The organism is Methanolobus sp. WCC5 (assembly GCF_045690325.1).
Classification (GTDB): Archaea; Halobacteriota; Methanosarcinia; order Methanosarcinales; family Methanosarcinaceae; genus Methanolobus.
This window is the reverse complement of sequence record NZ_CP146981.1, coordinates 2,391,910-2,417,184: the sequence shown is the minus strand read 5'-3', so window position 1 is coordinate 2,417,184 and position 25,275 is coordinate 2,391,910. Positions and strand designations below refer to the sequence as shown.

27 protein-coding genes, 1 tRNA gene and 1 pseudogene are annotated in these 25,275 nt (G+C 42.4%); 16 read left to right on the top strand and 13 right to left on the bottom strand.

The genetic code is table 11. The features are described 5' to 3' along the window. Nucleotides 1-7 precede the first annotated feature (7 nt). Genes rnfC through V7O64_RS11795 form a run of 3 tightly spaced genes read right to left on the bottom strand, consistent with a single transcriptional unit; the run spans nt 8 to nt 3,370 of the window. On the bottom strand, nt 8-1,357 hold the full coding sequence (rnfC, locus tag V7O64_RS11805) for an Rnf electron transport complex subunit RnfC (RefSeq protein WP_407355579.1): 1,350 nt from the start codon (nt 1,355-1,357) through the stop codon (nt 8-10). A 1-nt stretch (nt 1,358) separates the two neighbouring features. After that, complete coding sequence (mmcA, locus tag V7O64_RS11800) at nt 1,359-2,951, bottom strand: methanogenesis multiheme c-type cytochrome (protein WP_407355578.1); 1,593 nt, start codon at nt 2,949-2,951, stop codon at nt 1,359-1,361. A gap of 11 nt (nt 2,952-2,962) precedes the next feature. Continuing rightward, a complete protein-coding gene (locus tag V7O64_RS11795; RefSeq protein WP_407355577.1) occupies nt 2,963-3,370 on the bottom strand; it encodes a hypothetical protein in 408 nt (135 codons plus the stop codon). 103 nt (nt 3,371-3,473) lie between these two features. Between V7O64_RS11795 and V7O64_RS11790 the strand changes: the two genes are divergently transcribed. Beyond that, nucleotides 3,474-4,493, top strand: coding sequence for an FAD:protein FMN transferase (locus V7O64_RS11790; RefSeq protein ID WP_407355576.1), 1,020 nt, complete (start codon nt 3,474-3,476; stop codon nt 4,491-4,493). Between the two features lie 19 nt (nt 4,494-4,512). Here the strand turns inward: V7O64_RS11790 and thpR are convergent, their stop codons facing one another. Next, complete coding sequence (gene thpR / locus V7O64_RS11785) at nt 4,513-5,055, bottom strand: RNA 2',3'-cyclic phosphodiesterase (protein WP_407355575.1); 543 nt, start codon at nt 5,053-5,055, stop codon at nt 4,513-4,515. 145 nt (nt 5,056-5,200) lie between these two features. On the opposite strand from thpR, the gene V7O64_RS11780 reads away from it, so the two are divergent. Then, the gene (locus tag V7O64_RS11780) at nt 5,201-6,064 is read left to right on the top strand and encodes a DNA integrity scanning protein DisA nucleotide-binding domain protein (RefSeq protein ID WP_407357340.1); all 864 of its coding nucleotides are present in this window, start codon (nt 5,201-5,203) and stop codon (nt 6,062-6,064) included. A 271-nt stretch (nt 6,065-6,335) separates the two neighbouring features. On the opposite strand, the pseudogene V7O64_RS11775 reads toward V7O64_RS11780, so the two are convergent. Next, nucleotides 6,336-7,472: pseudogene (locus V7O64_RS11775) on the bottom strand (ISNCY family transposase); the annotation flags it as partial. 373 nt (nt 7,473-7,845) lie between these two features. Between V7O64_RS11775 and V7O64_RS11770 the strand changes: the two are divergent. From V7O64_RS11770 to V7O64_RS11760, 3 genes are read left to right on the top strand one after another with little or no spacing between them, the layout of a single operon-like run. Further along, nucleotides 7,846-8,028, top strand: a complete 183-nt coding sequence (locus V7O64_RS11770) for a hypothetical protein (RefSeq protein ID WP_407355574.1) — start codon at nt 7,846-7,848, stop codon at nt 8,026-8,028. 10 nt (nt 8,029-8,038) lie between these two features. Next, nucleotides 8,039-8,407 carry a glutaredoxin family protein gene (locus V7O64_RS11765; RefSeq protein WP_407355573.1) on the top strand — a complete coding sequence of 123 codons (369 nt, stop codon included), beginning with the start codon at nt 8,039-8,041 and terminating at the stop codon, nt 8,405-8,407. Between the two features lie 10 nt (nt 8,408-8,417). Continuing rightward, nucleotides 8,418-8,759: a ferredoxin-thioredoxin reductase catalytic domain-containing protein gene (locus V7O64_RS11760; protein WP_407355572.1), complete on the top strand. Its 342-nt coding sequence runs from the start codon at nt 8,418-8,420 to the stop codon at nt 8,757-8,759. Between the two features lie 411 nt (nt 8,760-9,170). Here the strand turns inward: V7O64_RS11760 and V7O64_RS11755 are convergent, their stop codons facing one another. The 3 genes from V7O64_RS11755 to rqcH all read right to left on the bottom strand — a co-directional run bounded on the left by V7O64_RS11755 (nt 9,171) and on the right by rqcH (nt 13,329). Then, nucleotides 9,171-9,749 (bottom strand): acetate uptake transporter, encoded by a 579-nt coding sequence (locus V7O64_RS11755; RefSeq protein ID WP_407355571.1) that lies wholly within the window; start codon nt 9,747-9,749, stop codon nt 9,171-9,173. 532 nt (nt 9,750-10,281) lie between these two features. Beyond that, nucleotides 10,282-11,322 (bottom strand): mRNA surveillance protein pelota, encoded by a 1,041-nt coding sequence (locus tag V7O64_RS11750; protein WP_407355570.1) that lies wholly within the window; start codon nt 11,320-11,322, stop codon nt 10,282-10,284. A gap of 12 nt (nt 11,323-11,334) precedes the next feature. Then, on the bottom strand, nt 11,335-13,329 hold the full coding sequence (gene rqcH / locus V7O64_RS11745) for a ribosome rescue protein RqcH (RefSeq protein WP_407355569.1): 1,995 nt from the start codon (nt 13,327-13,329) through the stop codon (nt 11,335-11,337). Nucleotides 13,330-13,426: 97 nt separating this feature from the next. Here rqcH and priS point away from each other — a divergent pair, with 97 nt between their 5' ends. From priS to V7O64_RS11695, 10 genes are all read left to right on the top strand, one after another. Further along, complete coding sequence (gene priS / locus V7O64_RS11740; RefSeq protein WP_407355568.1) at nt 13,427-14,602, top strand: DNA primase catalytic subunit PriS; 1,176 nt, start codon at nt 13,427-13,429, stop codon at nt 14,600-14,602. Further along, complete coding sequence (locus tag V7O64_RS11735) at nt 14,589-15,287, top strand: hypothetical protein (RefSeq protein WP_407355567.1); 699 nt, start codon at nt 14,589-14,591, stop codon at nt 15,285-15,287. Before priS ends, V7O64_RS11735 begins: the two co-directional genes overlap by 14 nt. Nucleotides 15,288-15,316: 29 nt before the next feature. Further along, nucleotides 15,317-15,595 carry a 50S ribosomal protein L44e gene (locus V7O64_RS11730; RefSeq protein WP_407355566.1) on the top strand — a complete coding sequence of 93 codons (279 nt, stop codon included), beginning with the start codon at nt 15,317-15,319 and terminating at the stop codon, nt 15,593-15,595. Nucleotides 15,596-15,603: 8 nt separating this feature from the next. Continuing rightward, a complete protein-coding gene (locus V7O64_RS11725) occupies nt 15,604-15,780 on the top strand; it encodes a 30S ribosomal protein S27e (RefSeq protein ID WP_407357339.1) in 177 nt (58 codons plus the stop codon). Between the two features lie 16 nt (nt 15,781-15,796). Then, nucleotides 15,797-16,594 carry a translation initiation factor IF-2 subunit alpha gene (locus V7O64_RS11720; RefSeq protein WP_407355565.1) on the top strand — a complete coding sequence of 266 codons (798 nt, stop codon included), beginning with the start codon at nt 15,797-15,799 and terminating at the stop codon, nt 16,592-16,594. A 7-nt stretch (nt 16,595-16,601) separates the two neighbouring features. Continuing rightward, nucleotides 16,602-16,775, top strand: coding sequence for an RNA-protein complex protein Nop10 (locus V7O64_RS11715; protein WP_407355564.1), 174 nt, complete (start codon nt 16,602-16,604; stop codon nt 16,773-16,775). Further along, nucleotides 16,763-17,542, top strand: coding sequence for a proteasome assembly chaperone family protein (locus tag V7O64_RS11710; protein ID WP_407355563.1), 780 nt, complete (start codon nt 16,763-16,765; stop codon nt 17,540-17,542). The genes V7O64_RS11715 and V7O64_RS11710 overlap by 13 nt, the downstream gene beginning before the upstream one ends. Before the next feature lie 4 nt (nt 17,543-17,546). After that, nucleotides 17,547-18,767 (top strand): TIGR00375 family protein, encoded by a 1,221-nt coding sequence (locus tag V7O64_RS11705; RefSeq protein ID WP_407355562.1) that lies wholly within the window; start codon nt 17,547-17,549, stop codon nt 18,765-18,767. Nucleotides 18,768-18,816: 49 nt separating this feature from the next. Further along, a tRNA-Ser gene (locus tag V7O64_RS11700) sits at nt 18,817-18,935 on the top strand. Between the two features lie 563 nt (nt 18,936-19,498). Next, entirely contained in the window at nt 19,499-21,118 is a 1,620-nt protein-coding gene (locus tag V7O64_RS11695) for a PAS domain-containing sensor histidine kinase (RefSeq protein ID WP_407355561.1), read from the top strand. On the opposite strand, the gene V7O64_RS11690 is transcribed toward V7O64_RS11695, so the two are convergent. From V7O64_RS11690 to V7O64_RS11680, 3 genes are all read right to left on the bottom strand, one after another. Then, nucleotides 21,104-21,421 carry a YbjQ family protein gene (locus V7O64_RS11690; RefSeq protein ID WP_407355560.1) on the bottom strand — a complete coding sequence of 106 codons (318 nt, stop codon included), beginning with the start codon at nt 21,419-21,421 and terminating at the stop codon, nt 21,104-21,106. The two genes, V7O64_RS11695 and V7O64_RS11690, sit on opposite strands and share 15 nt — an antisense overlap. Nucleotides 21,422-21,522: 101 nt before the next feature. Next, on the bottom strand, nt 21,523-23,268 hold the full coding sequence (locus tag V7O64_RS11685; protein WP_407355559.1) for an ATP-binding protein: 1,746 nt from the start codon (nt 23,266-23,268) through the stop codon (nt 21,523-21,525). Nucleotides 23,269-23,296: 28 nt separating this feature from the next. Next, nucleotides 23,297-23,812, bottom strand: coding sequence for a response regulator transcription factor (locus V7O64_RS11680; RefSeq protein ID WP_407355558.1), 516 nt, complete (start codon nt 23,810-23,812; stop codon nt 23,297-23,299). A gap of 150 nt (nt 23,813-23,962) precedes the next feature. Between V7O64_RS11680 and V7O64_RS11675 the strand changes: the two genes are divergently transcribed. Then, on the top strand, nt 23,963-24,256 hold the full coding sequence (locus V7O64_RS11675; RefSeq protein WP_407355557.1) for a MarR family transcriptional regulator: 294 nt from the start codon (nt 23,963-23,965) through the stop codon (nt 24,254-24,256). Nucleotides 24,257-24,293: 37 nt separating this feature from the next. Here the strand turns inward: V7O64_RS11675 and V7O64_RS11670 are convergent, their stop codons facing one another. Both V7O64_RS11670 and V7O64_RS11665 read right to left on the bottom strand, forming a co-directional pair. Next, nucleotides 24,294-24,896 (bottom strand): sensor domain-containing protein, encoded by a 603-nt coding sequence (locus tag V7O64_RS11670; RefSeq protein ID WP_407355556.1) that lies wholly within the window; start codon nt 24,894-24,896, stop codon nt 24,294-24,296. 63 nt (nt 24,897-24,959) lie between these two features. Continuing rightward, complete coding sequence (locus tag V7O64_RS11665; protein WP_407355555.1) at nt 24,960-25,193, bottom strand: PLDc N-terminal domain-containing protein; 234 nt, start codon at nt 25,191-25,193, stop codon at nt 24,960-24,962. Between the last annotated feature and the right edge of the window lie 82 nt (nt 25,194-25,275).

Below are 25,275 nucleotides of genomic sequence, written 5' to 3'. Positions count from 1 at the left end.
TGTCACTTTATTCACCTCCACAGGCACTACCTGTCTTTGGACTGGATACTGCTTCTGAAGGCACACCTTCATAGACAAGACCAATTGATTGTTTTGCATACCTGATAAACTGAAGTATGTGTATCCTGGAAGGACAGACTGCAGCACAATCACCACATTCTATACAATTCTCTATATGCAATTTTCTGCACTCATCAAATTGTCCCTTGTCAGCCATAACAGCAATCCTGCTTGGCAGAATGTCAACAGGACATACATCTACACAGCGTGCGCAATGTATGCAGTGAGTGGACTCATCGATGAGTACATTTTCTGGTTTTTGCAAGGTTATTCTTGTAGTACCTTTTGTAACAGGCACCTGATCAGTATATTGAGCTACACCGGTCTTTACGCCATTAGCGATTATCTTACCGATATTTCCATTATATCCACATGCTTCGATTATATCTTTGAACAGGGTACCTATCTTCACCTGGATATGGTCTGTTTTTCCATCTACGCCTTCAAGGGATATGACAGTCTCATAATATGGTTTCCCATCATGGACCACATCATAGAGAGCTTTTGCGGACTTGACACCACAAATAGCAACTCCAACATCTGTGGGACCACATCCGGATCCTACTTTTCTTCCAGTTACATTGTATGTGAAAAAATTAAGAATCTTCTTCCCGTAGATTCGTTTCTGTGACACTACCACCACATCAGAACCCTGCTCTTTGTAATAGTAGTCCAGTTTACGACCACCAACAAGCGGAGCAACTACAATTCTTCTATTATCGACCTTAATACCATCGAATGCTTCTATGGATTCTCTGTCATCGGTCCTGAGAACAATTGCACCTTTTGATGCCCCTGAGGTTTTCATTAGCAATTTCAGGGCATCCATCATCTGATATGCATATTCTTCAGGATTCTTGTATTTACCACCGATCCATTCAGAAGATGTAGCGTTGATGAGCACGATATCTATTTTCTTGCCCTTGGGTCTTAGAACGGTATGAGTCGGAGCACCATAGTGTTCAACTATTCCACAGTCCTTGATGATATCTGCAAGTTCATCGGATGAAAGACTTTGGGAAGATGAGAACTCAACTCTTTCATCAGATTGTTCTGGCTGGATCACAACACTCATTACTTTGTTACCATCCGGATTTGCACATTGTTCTATGGCAATAACTTCCCCACAGACACTTGAGTGAACTGCAGATGAGACATATTCCTCGCTTTGTCCTATCTTTTGACCGACAAGCACCCTGTCACCTTTTTTCACAATCGGGTCGCATACAGCACCTATATGCTGCTTTAGGGGAATTATTACCTTTTCGGGTAATATATCCAATGTTTTTATTTCCACTTTATTTTCCCCCCAGGAGATTGCTTATTATTCCTTTCAAAGCAGGTTCCCTTTCGATTTCAGCTGGCCTCTCACCTGGTTTTGTCACATCTATCCTAACAGAAGTGAAATCCGTTGGTGGGTCTGTCTCTGCCAGGTCCCGGTCATAACCCAGGGCCTTCCAGTCGATCACAGGGACAACACTGTGACAGTCCGAGCAATCTCTTGAATCATCCTCAAAGTGCACATTCTGGAGCGTCTCAGAAGCTGATACACCATGACAATCCGCACATTCCAGAGGATCAGCAAGACCTCTGCCGGATCCGGCAATGTTGTGACTTACCTGATAATACATCTCCACGTGCCTGAGGACAGCATTCGGGTGGTCCGCAACTCCGTCCAGATTCCCGTCATATGAGCGCATCTCTTCTTCGGTAACTACCCCGTCACCGTCCGCATCTGCAAGAACCACATCAGCAGGGGCTATAGGGTTGCCAATAGAAGAACTGCTATTCGGATTGGCCAGCACATCATCATCTATGCCTGCATCCCACCAGATACCTGTAATTATATTGAAAGGTTTTAGCAATGAATCGTTTCCTCTCTCCTGCGCAGTTGGAAGCCTGTCATGGTAAACACCTGCAGACCATCCCAGTGTGGGACTGAACTGCGAATCATAGATAATATCCTCACGCACACCATTTGCCCAACTGAACTGCCTGATCACCGGGGTGCCTGTTATGTCGCTGCCCGGAAGTGCCGGGATATGGCATGACTCACAGCTCATGAATGAAAGGTGAGCATCGGCCATTCCACCATGGGATATACCTTCATGACAACCCGAGGAGGTACAATCCTTTACGCCTGCCTCATGCTCCATGTGTCCGGATCCTGAAGCAAAAAGGGTCTTTATACCACCTATATTATGTTCTTTGACCTCATGACAGTCCTGACAATCAAGCCCTGCATGTACATCATAGGAGCCGTGATCCTCAATTGCCCATGTTACCGCAGTTGTAGAGGCATCGCTCGCGTGACAGCTGCTTGCGCATAGTCCCCTGTTTGAAGAACCCATGATGTGATCATGTACCTCCATTACAACCGGAAGTGGTGTCACAACATCAAGCATATAACTTGCTACGTATAGGGGGCTTTTCTGCAATTTTTCTCTTTGTTCAGCTATTGCAGCTTCATTTGCATATGCAAAGTCTCCGGAAGCGATCTTTTCTGCACGTGCCTGGAAATCATATCCACCTACTTGTTCATGACAGATCATACAATCAATATCAACTCCGTGGTCTGCCATATGACCTCCCCCTGGATGCACCTGACCATAGGTAACTATCATCCTATCATAATCAATGTCATCAACATCAACGCCATATTCAATAAGTGAAGTCCATTTCCTGAGGTCTTGTTCAACATGAGATGATAACTCAACTTCCTGATAAATACCTATATGACATCCTCCACAAGAACTGTCAGACCATTTCTGCTCAGTCATATAATGAACAGAAAAAGCTTGGTTGCCACTATAGCCGATGTAGGCATAAACACCAGCTGTTGCAAACATAAAAACAAATATTCCAATAAGAATCAAATTCAATCTGGCCATGCTTACCTCTTTTAATCCTTCTTTGCCACATCTTCGAGACTTTTGATGACAATTACAATTGTGTTCCTAAGGTTTTGTTCACTTGTAATCTTCATGTCATCAGAAACGAATTTATCAATCTCGAACGACTTGCGCACTACGCGTACATTAAAATCGAATACTTTATCCAGAAGACCTTTTTGCGGAGTTATTCCTAAAAAGTCCACATCCATATGATTGCCAAGTACATTTGCCTTAAGTTCAATTTTGTCAAGAGGTGAACCCTGTTTCACGTAAATTATATGGTGTTTCACGGAACCAAAGTGTTTCTCTATACCCCTCCAGCCATATTCTTCCATTAGCTGATGAAGGGCTACGACAAGATATTTGTCTTTACTTGAACTTGCTCCAGTACCTGATCCTGTGCTGGGGTTGCTCATAATACTACTTCCTTCAGATGATAACAATAAAGTAGAAGGAAATTGCTTTCCTTCTTTTACATGGTACATAAGTTTAATATTAAGTATCACATTTCATACCTCCATGAAGTATAAAACTGTTGCCATTGCATTGATTGCGATTCTCACAGTATTAATTATGATAGATTATATGCCAGAACAGAGTTCCTACGATAATAAAGAACAGGAAACCTATTCCCAGACAAGAAGCCTTATGGATACCACGGTAACGGTATCAGTTGTAAGTTCTGACCAAAACCATGCCCAGGAGACTATTGAACGTGCTTTTGAAAGGATGGACTTTGTTGACAGGACCATGAATAACTATGACAACAACAGTGAGATCAATCTGCTGAACAACGAAGGATCCATATATGGAGCCGACCGGGAACTTGTCTATGTGGTACAACGCTCGGGATATTATTCCCGGGTTAGCGGAGGAGCTTTTGATATATCCATACAGCCTGTCCTTGACCTGTGGGCAAGCAAATACAGTCCTGGTGGAACATATCAGGATCCGACACCAGACGAGATCAACGAAACGTTAGAATTGGTAAACCATTCGTCCATAATCGTAAAAGGAAATAACATAAGCCTTGCTCCCGGAATGAAGATTACCCTGGGAGGGGTTGCAAAAGGATATGCAGTTGACATTGCAATCGAGTCCCTGATAAAAGATGGCATCACTTCAGGCTTTGTCAATGCCGGCGGTGACGGAAGATATATCGGTACCAGACCTGACGGAACTTTATGGAGAGTCGGATTACAAAATCCGGATAAAAGCGAGGATGTAATAACGATCATGGAAATAAGGGATGCAGCTGTTGCCACAAGCGGTAACTATGAACGCTATTTCAGCGATACGGCAAAAGCATCACACATCGCTGACCCACGGACAGGCTATCCTTCAGGCAATCTTATCAGTGCAACAGTGATAGCCAACACTGCAATGGATGCTGACGCATTTGCAACTGCCGTATTCATCCTTGGAGAATATGATGGAATGGATATGATAGAGAGACTGGATAATATAGAGTGTCTGCTGATCACAAACGACAAAAGAATAATCCGTTCCAGTGGATTTTCAGCCTACGAGAACTATTAAAACCCGGAACGCGTGTAATTTATCTGAGGCGGACCTCATGAAGAGTTTCATAGACTGGACCCTGGGGGGTCAATGTACTTTTTTTCAGTTTTATAGAATCCACATGCATTGTCCCAAGGTCAGTATCTTTCAATTCATCCAGCAATTCCAGGAATTCTGCTTTTTTCTTTTTTGGAAGATACTTGACTCTGGCAAGGGTCGCATGAGCACTGAAATGATGAAGACTGGATTCTAATTCAAATGAAGCAAGAGAAGTATTAACTGATTCTGAAAGTTTATCAAAGTCCCCGTCACAACCCAGCCATATTACTTTGGCAAACTTTGGTTTGGGAAAAACACCAATCCCCCTGACATGCGCCTCAAAAGGTTCACATTCTATAGAATCAAGGGCATTGCAAATGGCCACAACCGTATCATCTGAGATATCGCCCAGGAATCTCATCGTAATATGAACTATAGCAGGATCTACGAACTTGAACTTAAAATCGTTGAACCTGGACTGTATACCGGCAATCCGGTCATGCAACTCCCGGGGGAAGTCTACCGCAACAAATGCTCTCACCAAACATATCACCAATTACCATTTATATTTTATGCATAAATTAATAACGCTACTGGGCAAGTTTATTTATAAAATATGGATATATAATATACTATATTTCGATCACTTTATGTTTAGATGAATCTGAGGGGATAATTTGGACAGTATGGAAGTAGTAGTCAGCGCTGCTGTAAGACTTGCAGAAAGGCTGGGATCCAGAGCCATAATAATATCAGGAGATATTAGTTTTGAGAACATAGATACATGCATGCCTGTTTATATTACAAGCCGGAAACAAAAAAGCCTTATAGATCACCTGGTGGCAAGCAGCAAAACAAAGGAAGAGAAATCAAAGGAGATATTGGATAAGGTCAATCAGCAGGCTGCCGGAAAAATCGAACAGGTGGAAAACATCTCAGCAATTGGCTTCATGACAGAAGATTTTGAAGAGGGGACCGTCGTAGGAATTATTGAAAGTAAGAACTCATATGCAATAGTGGTCCACAACCTGGCCGACAACCGTATGGTGAAAACACTTAAAGAATGCGAAGAAAGAATATCAGCCGGAATACTACGTACTGTATTGAAAATAGCATTTGATATATCCGATACCGGCAGAGAAGGAAAACAGGTAGGTACGGCTTTTATCGTTGGAGATGTTGAAGAAGTGATGATGCGTTCTCACCAGATGATACTTAATCCCTATACAGGACAGGCAGATGAGGACAGGAACATACTGGACCGGAGGAACTGGGAATCCATAAAGGAATTTGCACAGCTTGACGGAGTGTTTGTCATATCTGAAGAAGGCATGATAGAAGCTGCCGGAAGATACCTGGATGTGGATGCCAGGGATATATCCGTAGATAAAGGCCTGGGCGGACGCCATGTATCTGCAGCTGCCATCACAAGGGACACAGTAGCAATCGCAATAACCGTTTCTGAATCAGGAGGAGTGATGCACATATACATGGACGGAAAAGAGATCATGCATATAGAATCAACAGAAAGGGCCTTACGTTTACGTTGAGTGTGATTGGTACCTAAACCATAAAGAGACATAGCTGAGGATTGAACCTTAAATACTTTATTAGATTTTACCCCGGTGAAAAATAGATCAGCAATAAACCAGATTGATTATGCATAACCCTGCCTTAACTTCGACAAAATGCATTAATACATAAGGTTTGGTCTTTGAGTGGGAAATTACGAGGCTGTCAAAAACTTTGGTGTTAAACTTTATTGGATATGTTCCCTTCCCAATATCCTCTTTTAACACTTAAATAATTCAATATCCCATTCGGTGTTTTAAATATCCTTTTCAACGAATCAGGTAACGTTTGTCGATAATAATTCTCAATAGGGTTTGTTGTTTTTGAAATCATTTCATCCACCATAAACAGAGTCAACCTTTCGAAGTCTTTTATAATCTTATCTATTGATTTGTGAAGTAAATGTGGAATTTCTTCCATATTACTGATTATCTCTTGAAGTCTCTTGATTGCGATATTTAGGTCATATGTTCTAAACACTTCTTTGATCTTTGTAAATGCTAAACACAACCTGATCTTTTCCCTAGAGCCAATAAATTTTGATTTTAGTTTTTTGTACACATCTTTCCCAACAAGCTTGTACAAATGAAATATGCAAAGTTGATGCTTGATTTTTAGTGCATCCATAATCGATTTATATTTTCTTCGGTGGTCGGTTGAAATGGCATGAAGAGGCTTAGAAGCTACAGCATTTTTAATAAAACCCTTAACAGTATCATATTCAAGATTTGGCACAATTTTCTCTTCTACTGGTTTATTCAGTACAGAGTCTATCAAACTGAGCCTATAAAAGCGATTTCCATTCAGTTTTATGTATTGTTCATCATAACAATAGTATCCAGAATAATGATTATCATCGCTTGATATTGATATTCTGTTTGATCCTGCAATCCAGTTGTAAATGGTCTGATGAGAGGGAGAACAATCGTATAGCGATGTGAAGATCTTTTGCAGATGTCTGAATGAACAATAGCCAGCCTCATAGGTTTTTTCTATATAGTGTTCATAAGTTCGGGCATATTGATGTCCTTTTTTTACAATTGAATCAAGAGGTGTTGTGAATTTTTTAGAACAAATCTTACAATAGTATCTTCGAACATAAATAACCTGACTTCCAAATTCTGCTAATTTTAGCTTGCGTTTGTAATATTCTTGTTTGATTACTTTCCTGGAACCACAAACAGGACAGTAAGGATGAAGGAGATCAAAACGATTGTCTGCATGCAGAACAAGCTCCTTCTCATTGTGAATATTCCTATTTTCAGTTGAAGACAATTGGGATATGATAGCATCTTCAAAGCTTGTGATACCTGAAAAACAGTCGTTTAGTTTAAGTTGAATTGAGCTAATATGAGATTTGAAAGTGGATATGATATGGTTTGTCACAAAACCATATCTACTTTCATAATATATATCTATTGTTATTAATTAACTCAGGCTTTGCAACCCCAAAGTTTTTGACAGCCCCGAAATTACGACAATTATTTATAGTTATGGCTCGCTGCTTAATTATGGAAGGTTAAAGTGTGGCGGAGAATCTCTCCTATTTCGGGAAAAAGAGAGTCGTGTAAAACAGAGAAGTAATTTCCGATAAACCGGGCTCATTGACAGACACTTTTTTAAAAGTGTCATTGATCATCTGTTCAAGCCCGGACTCTATTACCACAGATGTGATAGAAACAGACATGTGATCTTATTATCTGACATGCTTTAACGAACTTTGGACATCCAGGAGGTATGAGATATTGACCCATGGCTCTTGACAACAGCTGAAAAAGAGCTAAATGATAGTAAAACTTACAATGCACTAGCAAAAGATCCTACTACTACAGGCAAAGCCCTTATTCCAAGTGGAATAAGAGGCTCTGCCTGTATAGGAGATGTGACAATAATTATACCATTTTACAATTATATCAAGAATTACTGTCTATTGAAAATGTGAGGTGACAAGCATGGATACAAAGAAGCTTATGGATCAGTTCAAACAGGCCATCAAGATCCCCGGACATAAACCGGCCTCTGATGATACAAAAGGATTGAAACAGGAAAATGGGCCTGGTTTTGAAACGGAAAATAAGAAAGTGACAATATATGCCCTCAGTACCTGCCCCTGGTGCAAGAAGGCAAGAAAATTCTTTACTGAGAAAGGAATCGACGCCGATTATATAGAGTACGACAAGGCAGATGAGGAAACCCGCAAATACATACAGGAGGACTGCAAGTCCTATACAGAAGAACTGGGATTCCCTATTGTCAAAATAGGCGATGATGCAGTGGTCGGCTATAATACTAAAAAGTATTCAAGTCTGCTGGACAGGTAAGGTAATGCCTATGGATACGAACAAGCGCATGGAACAATTAAGGACAATGTTCCAGAGAGTCATAGACCCGCTAGGATACAAGTTCAGTCCCGATGAGGAGATCGTTGAGTTCCTGCTGGAGCAGGAAGTTATGATCGAAAAGGAGAAAGGCAGTCCTTTCTGCCCCTGCCAGGGACTTACCGGGGAGAGGGAACATGATATGAAACTGGTATGTCCGTGCATACCTTTCCACAGGGAACATTATGATGCAATGAAAAGATGCTGGTGCGGGCTTTATGTCCACAAGGATGTGGATGACCCCGATGAACTGCCCCAGATATCAAAGCAGGAATTTGAAGCATCGATAAAATAACATTAAACGGAACACAGACCCTTGATATATGATAATAAATGGTCTGTGCCACCATATAATTTGAATAAAACTTTTATTCAAGTCACATGTTAACAGGAAACATAGGGTCTTATTTTGCAGTTGTCCTTTCCCTTTCCTCCTGTGTCATTTCTGCAAGCTGCTTAACCCCTTTTATCACTTTGGAGAATAGACGTAATTCATCCACCCGTTCCATTTCGAATAAATTGAGCTCCCATTGAACTTTTAATTTAATGTGAATTTGAAAACGGTGGTATTTTTACTCCAACGTGATAAAAATAAAGCTTACGTAGAATAGATTATCGTTTGCTGTATTAGAAGAAAAGGAAAAAAAGGTTGGCTGGTCCCTACCAGCCAGTGTTTCTAAAACTATACTACCTACTTGCCTGGCAATTACTCGCCTGGTGGGCACAATCCCGGACAGTTGAGCTTACCAACCTCATTCATGATTATTGCAACTGCAGTGTAGAGTGAAGCAAGACCAAGGAGAAGGGTAATTACACCTGCGATCATTCCGCCTATAAAGGCAAGACTGAAGAAAGTAAGGTCCAGCAATATAAAAGTCACTACGATTGCTTTCAAGCCGATCTTAAAGGTTACAATGGTCAACAGGGTTGCTATGATGCCCCAAATTATAAGATACCAGAAACCTGCTGAAGCGCTCATTGCCTCCATCACACCACCGAATATACCTATTGTAGTGGCTATCTGGATGAATGCCCATGAGAACCAGAACAATGCAAAAGCACCAAATGCAGATGCACCAAAGGTATCTCCTTTTTTCCACAGCTCAAAGCTGGCGAACAACTGGGCAAATCCACCGAGGAATATAGCTGTTGAGATCACCATCACAGCATCGCTGAATATTCCCATTACCATTAATCCAAGGAACGTAGCTGCAAATCCCAGGCCAAAGAAACCCAATGGTGCCGGGCTTGCAGTTGTATCTTTAATTGTTATTTCTCCATCCATAGTTTATCACTTCCCTAATATAATCAAAGTATAATTGTTAAACAATTTTATGCAGATATAATTGTTTATTGCTGACCCTAAAACAAAATGTCAGATAAATCACTTCATCAAATCATATCAATAGATTTTCGTAAATATTCCTGTAAATTATGTAACTGCTTGCTACCTCCTCCAAGCGGTACCAATTTCACCTCCAGATAAGGACTTTAAAATAGAAGTATATATCATTTTTGATTATTCAAAAAATTAATAATCTAAAAAATAGGTTTATTTTTAGATTAAAGCCGCAAAATGGACCAATATTGAAAAGGGAGTATAATAATGTGTTTTTTCCGGATAAAACACTAAAAAGAACCTATTAGATGTTAATAAATGATGACAGATATAATATATAAATAAAAAATGCCTTTGTTGCAGCGATTGTGCACAAAAAATACAAACGCTATCCGAAAAGTATATATGTTAAAATTGAATATATGTTTGCTTTCTTAAATACAAATAGAATACCAGGCATGCATAAAATCCGGCCGGACTACACTTTAAAACGTAGCAGTGCGGCAATTCCACCAAGTGCAAGCAACTTCTGGCCAGGTTCAAATATGGTACTGAAGACCACGATCTTACCCTGAATGTTCTCTACATCCTGCAGGAGCGAGTCGATACCGCCCTTTTCACGCTCCATCCTCAGCATCTCATCAGCCACAAGCAGCACTTCTATAGAGCCATAATCCAGAGCCATTTTAACTTCTTCCATGCCATAGGCAACCTTCCCATCCATAGCGATTTCCCTGAGCAGGTCATCCATGAGGCGGGACTCACGGGCAATGCGTGATTCCTCCATTATCCTGTCCACAGCACCGCGCCTGAGAACCTCCTGAAAACCGGACATGCCTATAGAAGAAATGTCCTCGGTGATTACCCTGGGAACCAATTCGGGAGCCCTTAAACCTAAGTATTTCATAAAGTCCTCTTTTGTGAATCCCGGCCCTGCAACCACGATGGCTTCAGACTCCGATGCCGCATGAACGAGCTGATCCAGTATCTCCTGGAAAAATACCTCCCTGAGAGTGCCTTCACCTTTTCCGGATGACTGACTGATGTGGGAATATATTTCAATGCCGTAGTGCCGCACAAGACCAATATCCGCATCCCCTTCCTCAATTGCAACTATAACCACTTTCGGACGCTTTGAACATGCCTCAGCTTCATCAATGCGCTCAAGCTGATCCTTTTTCCAGGTCTTGATTATGGAAAGGTTCAGGCCTTCCTCCGCATTGAAAGTGTGATAATGGCCTGCATCCATTCCATGTTCAATGAGGCCGTGCAGCCTTAAACGATTTGAGAACCTGTGGAACTCAAGTTCTTCGATCCTTACGCCCAGTCTCACCGTTCTCTTCTCCACCTTTTCAGGTCGAAGCTTATCTGCTGCAGCATCGGCCTTCCTTTTGGTCAGGGCAAATACAAGGTCACCTTTCTCTATAATGTACTTCAGGTGCCAGAGATCATCCAGTGTTTCAGGAACAAGTGCTATCTCTCCTTCCCTGCCTTTAAGATTCCTTTTTATGACCCTCATATTTCCATACCACTACTGCTCTTTGATATCAGATTCACCCGGAGGTAACATCATTGCGATCTTGTCCGGTGAGGCAATCTGCTTAACGAAATTCGGCTCTTTTAATTTATCGACATATATTTTGTATATCTTTTTCGCTATATCGTTCTGGTTGAACTTGCCGGGAACAACTTCAACAACATGTTGCCCGTGTTTACTGACAGCAGACAGGGGACCGCCTATGACCCGGGTACTGCCCTCAAGTTCAAGAGCCACAGCAGCACCTGCCGGAACGTCCCTGAAATAGTTCCTCTCGCCACGTATAACAAACGAACCTTTCTTAAGATATTCGCCCGATTCAGGCGTCTTTGACACCTGCTCCGGCCTTATCCAGTAACAATCACCACTGAACTGCCCTGATTTCCATACACTTGAATATGATACTACAAATTGTGCGGTTTCTTTCAGGGTCTGTTCCGTTACATCATCGCCCTGTGTCTTGATTATTGTAATAGGAGCACCGGGGTCCTGTGTGTGAAACACTATGTCCCTCTTTTCCATATATTTCTTCACAAGTTCCTCGTTACTGTCAGCATCCCTTCCGGCAACCACCAGAAAACCATCAGATGACGTGAACCACCTGAATCGTTCATACCAGTATCTTTTTGTGTTGACTTTCCTTTTACTTGACACTTTCTTCTCCCTTTTCTGCATTGCCTGCCTGGTATCTTCAATGGCCTTAAGGGCCCCATCCTTCTTCCTGATGAGTTTCTTGGCCTTGTCATAGTAGATCTGGGCATTCTGAGGGATCGTCATTTTGATATCGATACTGGCTTTAGTTCCATCCAGGTCAAGAACAATATTACCGGCTGCAGAGTCAATTGAAGCGATCATTTTTGCCGAAGGGACCGATTCTTTTGCTTTTTTGATTATGGACTTGATCTCATCCCATGAGTATCCTTTTGCACGGGCTTGCTTGAGTATATTGATGATCTCCTCTATCTCAACATAGTGAGCATAGATCTTTTCCGCCACAAGGGTCTGTTTTTCAGCATCCGTGCCGAATTTTTCTATTGCCGCCTGCTGCTTCTGAAGCCTGCGCTCAAAGACATCCACTTTTTCCTTTTTGACCGCAACCACCTGTTCCCGGACGGATTCTGCGGCCATTTTACCGAAGAATGAATCAAGTGCCGCATTGAATGTTGGAAAAGCCTCTTTTTCATAGTCCCTGTAAATATCAAGCTCAAATGGAAGGACATCAAATGCCTGTTTCTCACCTTTTATCTCTTTTTTGACCAGACACGGCTTCAGATCACCTGCAAGAAGAGGAGAGAAAGAATCCTTTAATGCCGCAATGATAGCAACAATGGCATCTGAACCCGCATCCCTTGCTGCTTCAGCCTTGTTGACACCTGACCTTGCGCATACTTCCTCGGCAAGGATCCCACCCAGGTTGAACTTTGTGGCAATGGTCCTCACAACATCCGCATCCGAAATGGCAAATACCTTTTCGAGGTCTTCGGCTTCTGCATCCACCGGACTTATCTGGGCTTCCGGATACTGATACACCTCACCACTGCGTATCCTCCTGCCCTTGAATGTAACCGGCTTCATGGGAAGGATTATTCTTCGTTCCGAATCAAGAAGGACAATATTTCCCGGAGAGAAGAGTTCGACCACCAGCACAGTATCCACTCCACCACGTACTATACCTATCTCCAGTATCCTGTCAAAGTCATACTGTTTGACAAATGTGATACGTCCCCCCATCACATGTTTCCGGAGAAGCATAGGGAATGCCTGGGGAATCTTGGGACTGGGGCGGATGTACTGGCTCATATGGGCCCGCTTCCCGGCCTCTATTACAAGGTTATCCCTGCCTTTGTTGTAAACAAAAAGATTGATCCGGATCTCATCAGCTGCCGGCTGGTATATCTTTGCGATCTTGGCATCTATAATGGATGTTTCCCCGGAGCTAAGCTCAAATGCAAGGGCGGCCACATCAGCACTTGTCATTTCTTTCTTCATGCGGGGACTATAATGCAGATGGAGACTATAAGGTTTATGACGCATTAAACAGATTTAATATCAATCATTATTCCCGGCCAGGAGATACAGGCATAAGATGAATGAGACCACACGACGATATATAGTATCAGCATTCCAGAAATATTACTCCACCGCAGATATCAGGCTGCCACCGGAGTTCATTTCAAGGGAATGGGGATTCATCGAGTTCACCAGCGACCAGGACACTTTCATGAAAAGGCACCGTGCCTTTGGCTCAGGCGGTGAACTTCAGGACTATCTGAGGGGGATAGCTCCCGCACATGCATACTATTCCGTGGCCTATTATGAGTACCCCGGTGCCCCGAAGATGAAAGAAAAGAACTGGCTTAAAGCAGATCTTATATTTGACATCGATTCCGACCATCTCCCCGGTGGTATCACTTCATATGCCGATATGCTGGAAAAAGGAAAGAAGGAAACCCTGAAACTCCTCGATTTTCTCATAGGGGATTTCGGGTTCAGCGAAAATGAGGTACATGCCGTTTTTTCCGGAGGCAGGGGGTACCATTTCCACATAAGTGAAGAATCGGTGCTTTCACTGGGAAGTGCAGAAAGAAGGGAAATTGTAGATTATGTCAGTTCCAAAGGTCTTGACATGGAACGTATATTCTCCAAAAGGGATATTTCAGGCGATGCAGGAACAGAATCTGCCAAAATGGCAGTATTCCCCTCCCGGGACGAAGGGGGATGGGGAGGAAGGATCAATCGTTACCTTATAAACTATCTCTCATCCCTGGCCAGTGATGAAGATGCCTTGCGGATACTGACAGGGTTTAAGGGAATTGGTGAGAAGACAGCAGAAAAACTGATAGAGCTTTTCAGGGATGAGTCACGTGTGGCAGCCCTGAAAAAAGGGAAAATGGATGCACTTGGCTCCATCAAGAAAGAAGTACTGGAAACCATAGTCAAGCAGGGAGTTTCAGAGATGGCCGCATGTGTTGATGAGCCCGTTACAGCAGATATCAAGCGTCTGATACGTCTTCCGGGTTCACTGCATGGTAAGTCCGGGATGAAGGTCACAGCCCTTTCCATCGATGAACTGGATAACTTCGAACCGCTGAACGATGCTGTGGTGTTCGGGGATAAATCGGTAAGGATAAAAGTGATGAAACCTTTTGCTGTGCAGATGAAAGGAAAGGACCTTATGGTCGAAGAAGGCACACAGGAAGTACCGGAGTATGCCGCAGTATATCTGATGTGCAGGGGTGTGGCAGAATATGGATCGCACTGAACTGAAGAATGTGCTCAGGGAGGAGAGCAGTTCAACGCTCAGATCAATGCACCCAGAGTTTTTCCCTGATGTGGAAAAATATGTCAAGGAACTGGAAGAGGAGATACAGAACATAAATAATCCCCGCTCTGTTGAGTCGAAAATGCTTGAGGATGAATTGCAGAGCGCCATCACCGACGTAGAAGTGATATTCATAAGGCGCATCAGGAAACTAATAAGCTATGCAACGAACAATGCTTTTTCGAGCATGCCGCCTTCCCAGGACATGAGCAAACTGCTTCCGGAAGAGAAGAAGGTATATGATGCAGTGCTTTGGGCCATAAATACAGCAAGAAGGGAGTTACTTGTCCCTATACTCGACCCGCAGGCAATTACAAACAAAGAAAGAGCGGTTGCAGTAAAAAGCGATTCCGGCACAAGACATACGGATATCCCGCAGGCGGTTCAGCAACATGAGCAGGCCCAGATGCCTGAAAGACAGGCAGGAAAGAAAAATGATAAAAGCGAAATGGGCAAAAGTAATATAAATAAAGAATTCGTTGTTGTGCGAATACTGGATAACCTGCCTACTTTCAAGGCTATGGATAATCGCAATTACACATTACATGCCGAAGACGTTGTCGCTTTGCCGGCCCTGAATGCAAACGGGCTGATCAAACGCAACGTGGCACAAATAATCCTGTAGAAGAGATCAAACTTACCAAGGTGAAGATAATGAAGATTCCAAAGAGATTCAAAACACACTGCCCTTCCTGCAAAAAGCACACCGAGCATGTTGTGGAGAGAGTAAAGAAGGGTAAAGCATCGTCACTTACACACATCGAGAGACAGAAAAAACGCCAGACAGGAATAGGAAACAGTGGAAAGTTCTCAAAGGTTCCTGGCGGCGACAAACCAACAAAGAGGATATGGCTCAGGTACAGATGCACCGAATGTAGCAAGGCACACCAGAGACCATGTTTCAGAGCAAAGAAATTCGACTTTACGGAGTGATGTAAATGATGGAAAAACCAAAGAGCAGATTCCTGCGTGTGAAATGTAATGATTGTGAGAACGAGCAGGTGATATTTGGCAGTGCAAGCCGCAAGGTAACATGCCTTGTATGCGGAAGGACACTTGCAGAACCTACTGGCGGAAAATCAACGATCACAACACACATACTTGAAGTGCTCGAGTAAATAAAAGTGATTTATAATGGATGAGAACAGTTGGCCGGAAAGCGGCGACTTTGTTGTCTGTACCGTAAAGAACGTTACAGACTTCGGTGCATACACGACCCTTGAGGAGTTCGATGGAAAGGAAGGTTTTATCCACATATCGGAGATCAAGGCAGGATGGGTCAAATATGTAAGAGACCATGTGCGTGAAGGCCAGAAAGTGGTCTGCAAAGTACTTAATGTTGATTCTTCCCGCCGTCACATAGACCTGTCCCTCAAAGATGTCAATGAGCACCAGAAGCGTGCAAAGATACAGGACTGGAAGAACGAACAGAAAGCATTCAAGTGGCTTCAGTTCGTAGCGGAGGAAACGGATACCGGCAAAGATGAGATGGAAAAAGTAAAGCTCAAAATGCTGGAGAACTTCGGCAGTCTTTATTCAGCATTCGAAGAAGCAGCCATAAACTCAGAGGATGCTTTTAACGATGTTAAGCTGAAGAAAAAACTGGTTACAAGCATCGTAAAGGTCGCCCAGAGCAATATCAAGCTCCCATATGTGGACATAGCCGGGTTCATAGACCTCAACTGCTACCTCCCTGATGGAATCGAGATAATCAGGCAGGCACTTGAAGCAGCTGGTGATATTGAGGAAGAGGGGATCAGAGTGGATATCAGCTACACGGGTGCTCCCAGATATCGCATTAAAGTGATAGCCCCTGATTATAAAAAGGCAGAATCCGTATTGAAGAAATCTGCAAAAGCAGCCATTGACACTATTGAAAAGCTTGGTGGAAAAGGTGAGTTCCACAGGCATAATGACACAATAAAGGCGTGAGATTCCTTTGGGACATAAGATACTCAAATGCAGGAAATGTGGCAGATACACCCTTGAGACGGTCTGCAGCGATTGCAGCTCAAAAACCATCCGCCCACAACCTGCAAGATTTTCTCCCAGGGACCCATATGGGAACTATCGCAGGTTAGCAAAGAAAGAGGGTTATCTATGCAGGAAATAGAAGTAATTCGTATCAAAGAGGACGTTCAGCTTAAAAACCCTGTGTTTATCGTAGGACTGCCGGGAGTGGGACATGTGGGAAAGCTTGTTGCTGAACATCTTGTCGAAGAGCTCAACGCAGAAAAGATACTGGAGATATATTCCCATCATTTTCCACCCCAGGTCTTTGTGGATGAGAACAGTGAGATACATCTGGTCAAGAATGAGATGTATGTCTGCAGGACAGAAAAACATGACATACTGGCCCTCATAGGGGATCACCAGAGCTCTTCCACAGAAGGACATTATAAGCTCTGTACACTATACCTTGATCTCGCAGAGGAATTCGGAGTACAGAGGATCTATACCCTTGGCGGGTTCCCTACCGGACAACTGACCTTTTCTGATGAGGTGCTGGGCGCGGTTAACAACAAGGAAATGGTTGAGGAGCTCAAACAACACGGGGTCATTTTCAAAGAGAATGAGCCAGGAGGAGGCATCGTTGGCGCATCCGGGCTTTTACTTGGCCTGAGCAAATTCAGGGATCTGGATGCTGCATGTCTTATGGGGCTGACCTCAGGTTATCTTGTTGATCCGAAAAGTGCGCAGTCATTACTCAAAGTCATCAGCCAGATCTTTGAAATAGACATTGATGTGGGACCTCTTGAGGAGAGAGCCAAGGAAATGGAAAAGATAGTTGCAAGGCTCAAGGAAGTGGAACAGCAGCAACAGGGAACAATGCCCGACATAAGCCCTACAAAAGATGATGATCTCAGATACATTGGCTAAGTAAATGTTGATAAATGCCGATCTTCACCTGCACTCTAGATATTCGATGGCCTGTTCGGATAAAATGGAACTGCCGGTAATGGCAGAAGAGGCAGCGAAAAAAGGAATAGACCTGGTTGCAACCGGAGACTGTACCCACCCCCTGTGGCTGAAAGCCATAAAAGAAGCAGCCATCGATGACCAGACCATCGTCATCGGAAAAACCAGTTTTATAATCACTACTGAGATAGAAGACAGCAATCGTGTGCATCATCTTCTTCTTTTACCATCCATATCAAAAGCCCAGGAACTGGCAGAGAGACTGGAACCATATGGAAACCTGAAAGCAGACGGGAGACCCACTGTCCGACTCAACGGCTGTGAGATTGCCAGGATTGCAAAGGATGTCGATGCAATGATAGGCCCGTGCCACGCATTCACACCATGGACAGCCTTATACGCATACCATGACTCGCTTGAAAGCTGTTATGGCGACATGACCGACTACGTTTCATTCCTGGAACTGGGCCTGAGTGCCGACAGCGATTATGCTGACAGGATCGAAGAACTTCACAGACTGACCTTCCTTTCTAATTCAGATGCCCATTCCCCATGGGCCAACAAACTTGCAAGGGAATTCAATCAGATAAATGTTCCTGAAATATCCTTCCAGGGACTGCGAAAAGCAATCCTTAGACAGAACGGATATGGTGTTACCTGTAATGCAGGATTCTTCCCGCAGGAAGGCAAATACAATGAATCCGCATGTATCAAATGTTTTACACATTACACCCTTGATGAATGTCAGGCAGCCGGCTGGAAATGCAGAGCCTGCGGAGGGGTTATAAAAAAAGGAGTGAAAGACAGGATAAATGAACTTGCCAACTTCGACGTGCCAAAGCATCCCCCTCACAGGCCTCCCTATATACACCTTATGCCCCTGTCGGAAATAATCATGACTGCTCTGGGACATGCCAGTATAAACACAAAGGGAGTGCAGAAAGCCTGGAACTCACTAATGGAAAAATATGGCAACGAACTGAACGTTCTGCTCAATGCAAATACCAACGACATGGATTTCCTGGACAGCCGTATATTAAATGCGATACTGGCATTCAGGGAAGGAAAACTGATAATCCGTCCCGGTGGCGGCGGACAGTACGGGCAAATAGAGATTCCCCGGGAAACACGAAGAACAGAAAAAGACCCACAGAAGAAAAGCCAGAGATCGCTTTTTGACTTCTAGGCAATCCCTCGATATCTATTTAAGATATTAAGACCTTCAAAGCCAGTGTGCCGAGGTGGCAGAGCGGACTAATCCGATGGCAAATGTGCCCCGGAGTCCAAACGCGACCGGCTCGAGACCGGTTTCTCCGGGAGGAGTGCTTGGGTTCAAATCCCAACCTCGGCGCCAAAAAACAGGAAAAGAATAGAAAAACGTCATCTAGAATGTGAATTATTCATATAAGGCATTCCCTGAAAAATAAATACACTTTTTTGCCTTCATTGATGATCACACAAATTAAAAGATAAACCTGTGACCCAATATTCCGGCGGATATTCATAACTGCATATTATTGATCAAATACCCTTTATAGCAGATTCCTCTCCTTTCCCTTAATTACAACAATAGGCACACCATATGTGGTCAATAGTGAAGTGCAATTTTTATACATACTGCATAAATATTTATATATAGCCCTAAGATAATATGATGATGGTATATTACTATATCTATTGATGGCTATACTACCGGATCTAAAGCAAATGGACAAAAAAAGAACAGAGGACTGGCATAGGAAGGGTATTGAAAACATCATTTCTATGCAGGGGATTGACTGCAAATGTTACCTGAGTAGTGTCAACACTCGTTTATTATCATTTACCGGATTTAAAAAACACATTCTGGAAACATGAACCATGTAACAGTATGTATTTTTCAATTGAATATGCCCGACTGAAAAAGTTGTTATGAAAATGATAAATGATCACAATTGCGCAAAGAAAGCTGATAGCCAGGATCAGCAGGCTATAATAAAAAAGTTAAATGAAAAAATAGAAGATCTGGAGTCCAGGCTGGAATCATCCCGATGTGAACTAAAGCAAGCAAAGGAGTTTTACTCCGAAAGACTTGACACCCTCAACGATGTCCTTTTTGCCGTGGATAAGGACGGCTATTTCACATATATCAATCCTGCCATCAAAAACATCACAGGATTTGAGGTTGAAGAGGTACTTGGCACTCATTTCACAGAACATGTACATCCGGAGGATATACAAGGACTACTGGAAGACATAGAAAGGACGGTTGCAGGTGAGCATAAGCCATACATGTTCAGAATTATAAAAAAGAACGGAAAGATAAGTTACGTTCACACAACATCCCGTCCCATTATCAGGAAAGGAGAATTTGCAGGTATAAACGGTCTAATGGTGGATATTGCCCGGTTGAAACATGTGGAGTTCAGGCTCAGGGAAGAGAGGGACCGGGCCCAGAAATACCTCGACATTGTAGGAGTTATCATCCTTGCACTTGACAGAGAAGGGGATATCAGGCTGATCAATAAAAAAGGATGCGAAATATTCGGATACAGTGAATGTGAATTATTATCAAAGAACTGGTTTGATGCCTGTATCCCGGAAGAACTACAGGAAAAAGCCAGGACAGATTATGCAAAAGTGATGCACGGAGATATCGAGATACATCCGTATTTTGAAGCACCCTTATGGATAAAAGGAGAAACAAGATATTTTGCCTGGCACAATATCCTGCTTAAGGACAGGGAAGGGAGGATCACAGGAGTACTGTCTTCAGGAAACGATATCACAGATAAAAGAAAAGCAGAGGAAGCACTCGTTTTTGCAAAAATGATATCTGATAACGCGCAACGTACAAAGCGCCAGTTCCTTGCCAATGTCAGCCATGAGCTAAGAACACCCCTGAATCTAATCATCGGATACTCTGAGCTTCTCCATGAAGATTACATCGGCACCACAACGCAAGAACAGAAAAAATACATTGAAGTCATCAGAAAAAGTGGCAACCGCTTATTACTTTTGATCAATTCCATGATAGATCTTTCATCCATAGAGGAAGGAAAGATCGGGCTTGAGATAAAAGAATTCTCTCTTCCTGCTATTATCGGGGATATCAGGAATTCAACGATACCAATGGCAAAAAAGAAACACATAAACCTTGAATTCAGAATAGAGGATAATGTAAATACTATACAGGCTGATAAGAATAAAATAAAGACCGTACTTTATAACCTTATACATAACGGCATAAAATTCACTCCCGAATATGGAGATGTCACAGTAAGCATATCAAAAGAAGGAAATGCATTAGAAGTATCGGTAATTGATACGGGAATAGGAATTGCAGGAAAGGATTTAGAAAAGTTGTTCCAGCCGTTCTCACAGATAGATTCTTCGCTTGATCGCAAATTCGAAGGTGCAGGTCTTGGACTTATAATAGTTAAAGAATTAGTGGAAATGCATGGCGGGAAGATAAAGGTTGAAAGTGAAGTGGGCAAGGGCAGCAATTTCACCTTTATGATCCCCATAATTTCCGAAAACCAGTCAAATACTTTTTAACCTGACTGCAGTCCCGTAAGCCAGCAACTCGGCTGCACCGGCCATTGTCTGGGATGTTGTGAACCTTACATTAACCACAGCATCTGCACCGAGTTTTTCTGCATTTTCCACCATTCGCTCATATGCCTCTTTCCTGGCCTGTGTGAGCATATCAGAATAACCTTTAAGTTCCCCGCCAACAATATTCTTCAATCCGGCCGCGATGTCACTGCCAATATGTTTAGCTCTTACAGTATTGCCAAAAACCACACCGATAATCTCGGTTTCTTTACCATCTATCCCATTTGTAGTTGTTACTATCATCTATATACCTCACAATATAATACAACCTCACAATATAATACACAGATTATGCACCCATAATCAATCCATAATAAACATATATCCATTATCCTGGACATCGATCATCGGTCTTTTTTCAATGTGAAGACAAAGGTACTGCCTCTCCCATACTCACTGCTCACAGTAATAGTCCCTCCCTGACCTTCGATTATACCTTTTACAATTGACAGGCCAAGACCGCTACCCCCAACCTTGCGGGTAGAAGTACTGTCGATCTGGTAGAATTTATCAAATATTTTCTTAAGCTCTTCAGGACCAATACCTATGCCGTTATCACTTACACTAACCTTTACAAATTCTTCCCCATTCTCAACAACAATACTGATCGCACCATTTTTCTTACTGAACTTCACTGCATTGTTCAGAAGATTTACAAATACCTGCACCAGTTTATCCTTATCAGTATAAATTGGCTTCATATCCTCTGGAACATTTACATGAACTTTCATTCCCGCTTCCTTAAGGGAAGCATCAAGAAGCCCGAGGGTGAACTTGATAGTATCTTCAATATCCACAGCCTCCCTGTGAAATCTCATCCTGTTGGATTCGATCCTGGAAATATCAAGCAGGTCATCAACCATACGGGATTGGCGATCAATGTTGCGGATCACTATATCAAGCATCTGGCGCCTTAAGGTAGTATCACATGCATCATTTTCCCTCAAAAACTCACTCGAGGTCCGCATAGCCGTCAGAGGGGTCTTCAATTCATGTGAGACTATAGAAAGGAACTCCGTTTTTAACCTGTCAAGCTCCTTAAGCTTCCTGTTAGCTTCCCGCAGAGATGAATTAGATTCCTTAAGTTCCTGGGTCTTCTCATCCACCTCTTTTTCAAGGCTTTTGCTCCAGTTGAAAAGAATGACAACAATAAAAGAACTCACAAACACTATAAAGAGAACCGAAACAACAGCTACGATGAACAGTTTAAGGTAGACAGAAACGATGAGCCTGTCAACCTCAGATGAGGGGCTTGTAATTGCCAGTGACCATTGCTGGTTATACCAGTTTATAGGAGAATAGGATACCAGCCTTTCCTCAACAATGCTTCCGTTATCAAGGAGCAGATATTTACCGTTTCCTTCCGTACCGTTTATCTGGGCTGCTATGATATCAAGCAATCCGGAAGAACTGGAATTCATAAGTTCAGCATAATTGATACCCCTTTCATATTCCCCTGACTCGTCATACAGCAATCTTCCCCTTTCATCAAGAAGATACGCATAACTTGAGGAATTGGATTCTACCACATATCTGCTCTTAAGGTCTGACTCACTGATTATTGCGATAAATGCTCCCTTGAAATCATCACCTTCATAGACAGGAACCCAAATAAAAGAACCATAGTTACCTTCCATGAGCCTCAGGGGATCTGTGATATATACGTCACCTGTTTCCTTCACACGCTCAAAAGCACGGTGTTGTTTGTTCTCATAAAGATTAAAGCCATAAGGCACATATTCCTGAGGATAACCTGATACTATGGTCCCGTCCTCTGCAACATATTCCACCACATAGAACATGCCTGCCACATCATATACACTTTTAAGATCGGAACTGAAATTATCAGGCGGAACCCCGGTGTCCTTTTTTGCAATTACTTCAAGCAACACTACTTTCTCATTCAGGGACCTTTCTATATTGTCAGATATCTGGCGGGTCAACAAGAGTTGCTGGTTCTGATACTGCTCTTCAACAACAGACCTTACCTCTATATTTGTCTTCATCCACAGGAAGACAATGGAACTTATCAAAAGCAGAACTATCACGGCAAAAAGAATTAGATTCCATCTGCTTCTCTGGTTCCACATAGGCTCGTTATTGATCTTTATAAGTTTTTCAGATGTCCTGATTCCTTCTCAGGACCATTTTTATGCGTGCTTTCAATTCCTTCAGATTGAACGGCTTGGTCACATAATCATCTGCGCCCAGCTCAATACCTTCAACCTTATCGTCGATCTCTCCGCGTGCAGTGAGCATTATCACAGGAATGTGACTGTAGATGGGATCAGACTTCAGTTGCCTGCAAACCTCAAATCCGTCAATCTGCGGGATCATCAGATCAAGCAATATAACATCCGGCACCTCTGAATGCACTTTAACTATGGCCTCATGGCCATCCTTTGCCTCAACAACATTATAACCTTCTGCCTGCAGGGCTACCTTCAGGGCAAGAAGAGCGTCCATCTCATCATCAACTATAAGGATCTTCTGTCTTACATCGGACATAGCCCTCAAGATATTTTCAACCTCATCAACGCAGACCGACAATTTCGTAGAGATCTCCTTAATAGTGATCTCCGGATCGTCCTCCAAAAGTGAAAGAATTTTTCCGCTAATGTTTTCTTCGTGCATGATCATTCTACCTGAAATAAGCTCATAAAATATAGAAGAACTATATTATTAAAACCTTTCTAAATATGAGAGGGTTTCGTCTTTTGTAAACAGATTATCCAATAGAAGAAAATCTTATAAGCCATAACAGAATATCTAATTAGGATATAAATGGATGCGCTTGAAGAGATATTTGGAAAGACAGCCCAGATGACAGTGCTTAAAAACCTTATTGCACACAAGGAAGAGTCAACGTACCTTTCAGGAATTGCAGACGAGACCGGACTGTCACATTCCAGTGTTGCAAGGGTAATAACACCCCTTATAAAAAGCAACATCGTAATCGAAAAGCCCCTGGGAAAACAAATAAGGACATTCAGGCTAAACCTTGATAATGAAAAAACAAAGCTTATACTTAATTTTTACTACAGGCTCAACGATATAGAAAATAAGGATACCGTTTAAGACCGATTTCAAGGCCAAAATAGGGCATTTCCTTATTTTAACTGCTACCTAACATCTTTTTTGCAAAAGCACCCGTAAGGCTTGCAAGCATATTTAACACATGAAGTGAAGCGATCCCTACAAATATCCCTGATATTGACAAAAGCAACGATTCCTGAAAAGTGCCTGCAGGACCGTTACCCAATATATAGATAACAGGATTCATTAACATCCACAAGGTAAGGACTGACAGAAATGCCATAGTCACAAGTGAAAAGATCCCCAGAGGGAACTTGATCAGCAAAAAAAGCAAGCTTTTCCATGTCACAGGGCTTTTTATCCTGCAGATGGCCCTGCTAAGAATGCTCTTTTCTCCTACAGGCTTTAAGGACATGGAAGGAATATCTATCCCTAATAACCATATGGCCATCTGGCGTTCAAAAGATGCTATTTCCCACCATGCAAGGAAAACCAGTATCAATACAGGAATACCTATCCACATGATCAAAAGTCCGAAACCCAGTGACAGACCGGTCGCCAGGAATATGAAATAAGCCGTACCCAGCGGGAATGAGAATAACAGATACAGGATATTCATGTATGTCTGCTTTTCAAATACGACATTTATAAATTCCCGCAACAATGACTTTGTTTCAACCATTTTTCCTCTTATTCATGTTTTTCTTTTTCGTTACTGACTGATCAATTGTGCTTTCTGCAAATATCATCTGCCATAATCCTGAATTCTTTTTGGCCTTCGGATGAAGAAGTATATAAGTGCTCCCAGCAAATTGGTGAAGACAATGATAATTACCCATATGAGCTTATCGTTCCCCTCAGAAGGTTCTTTTGTAGCACAGTCTATCAACATCCATAACCAGAACAATGTCCATGCTATTGCTATTCCAGATAAAAGGAAGAAAATAAGGAATGAAAATCCAAAGAATATATCAAACATTTTTCCTTCTCCTTGTTTTTATACAAATATTCACCATTTACCAGATTGCCTCATGCCAACCTATTTTAGGTCATAATATCAT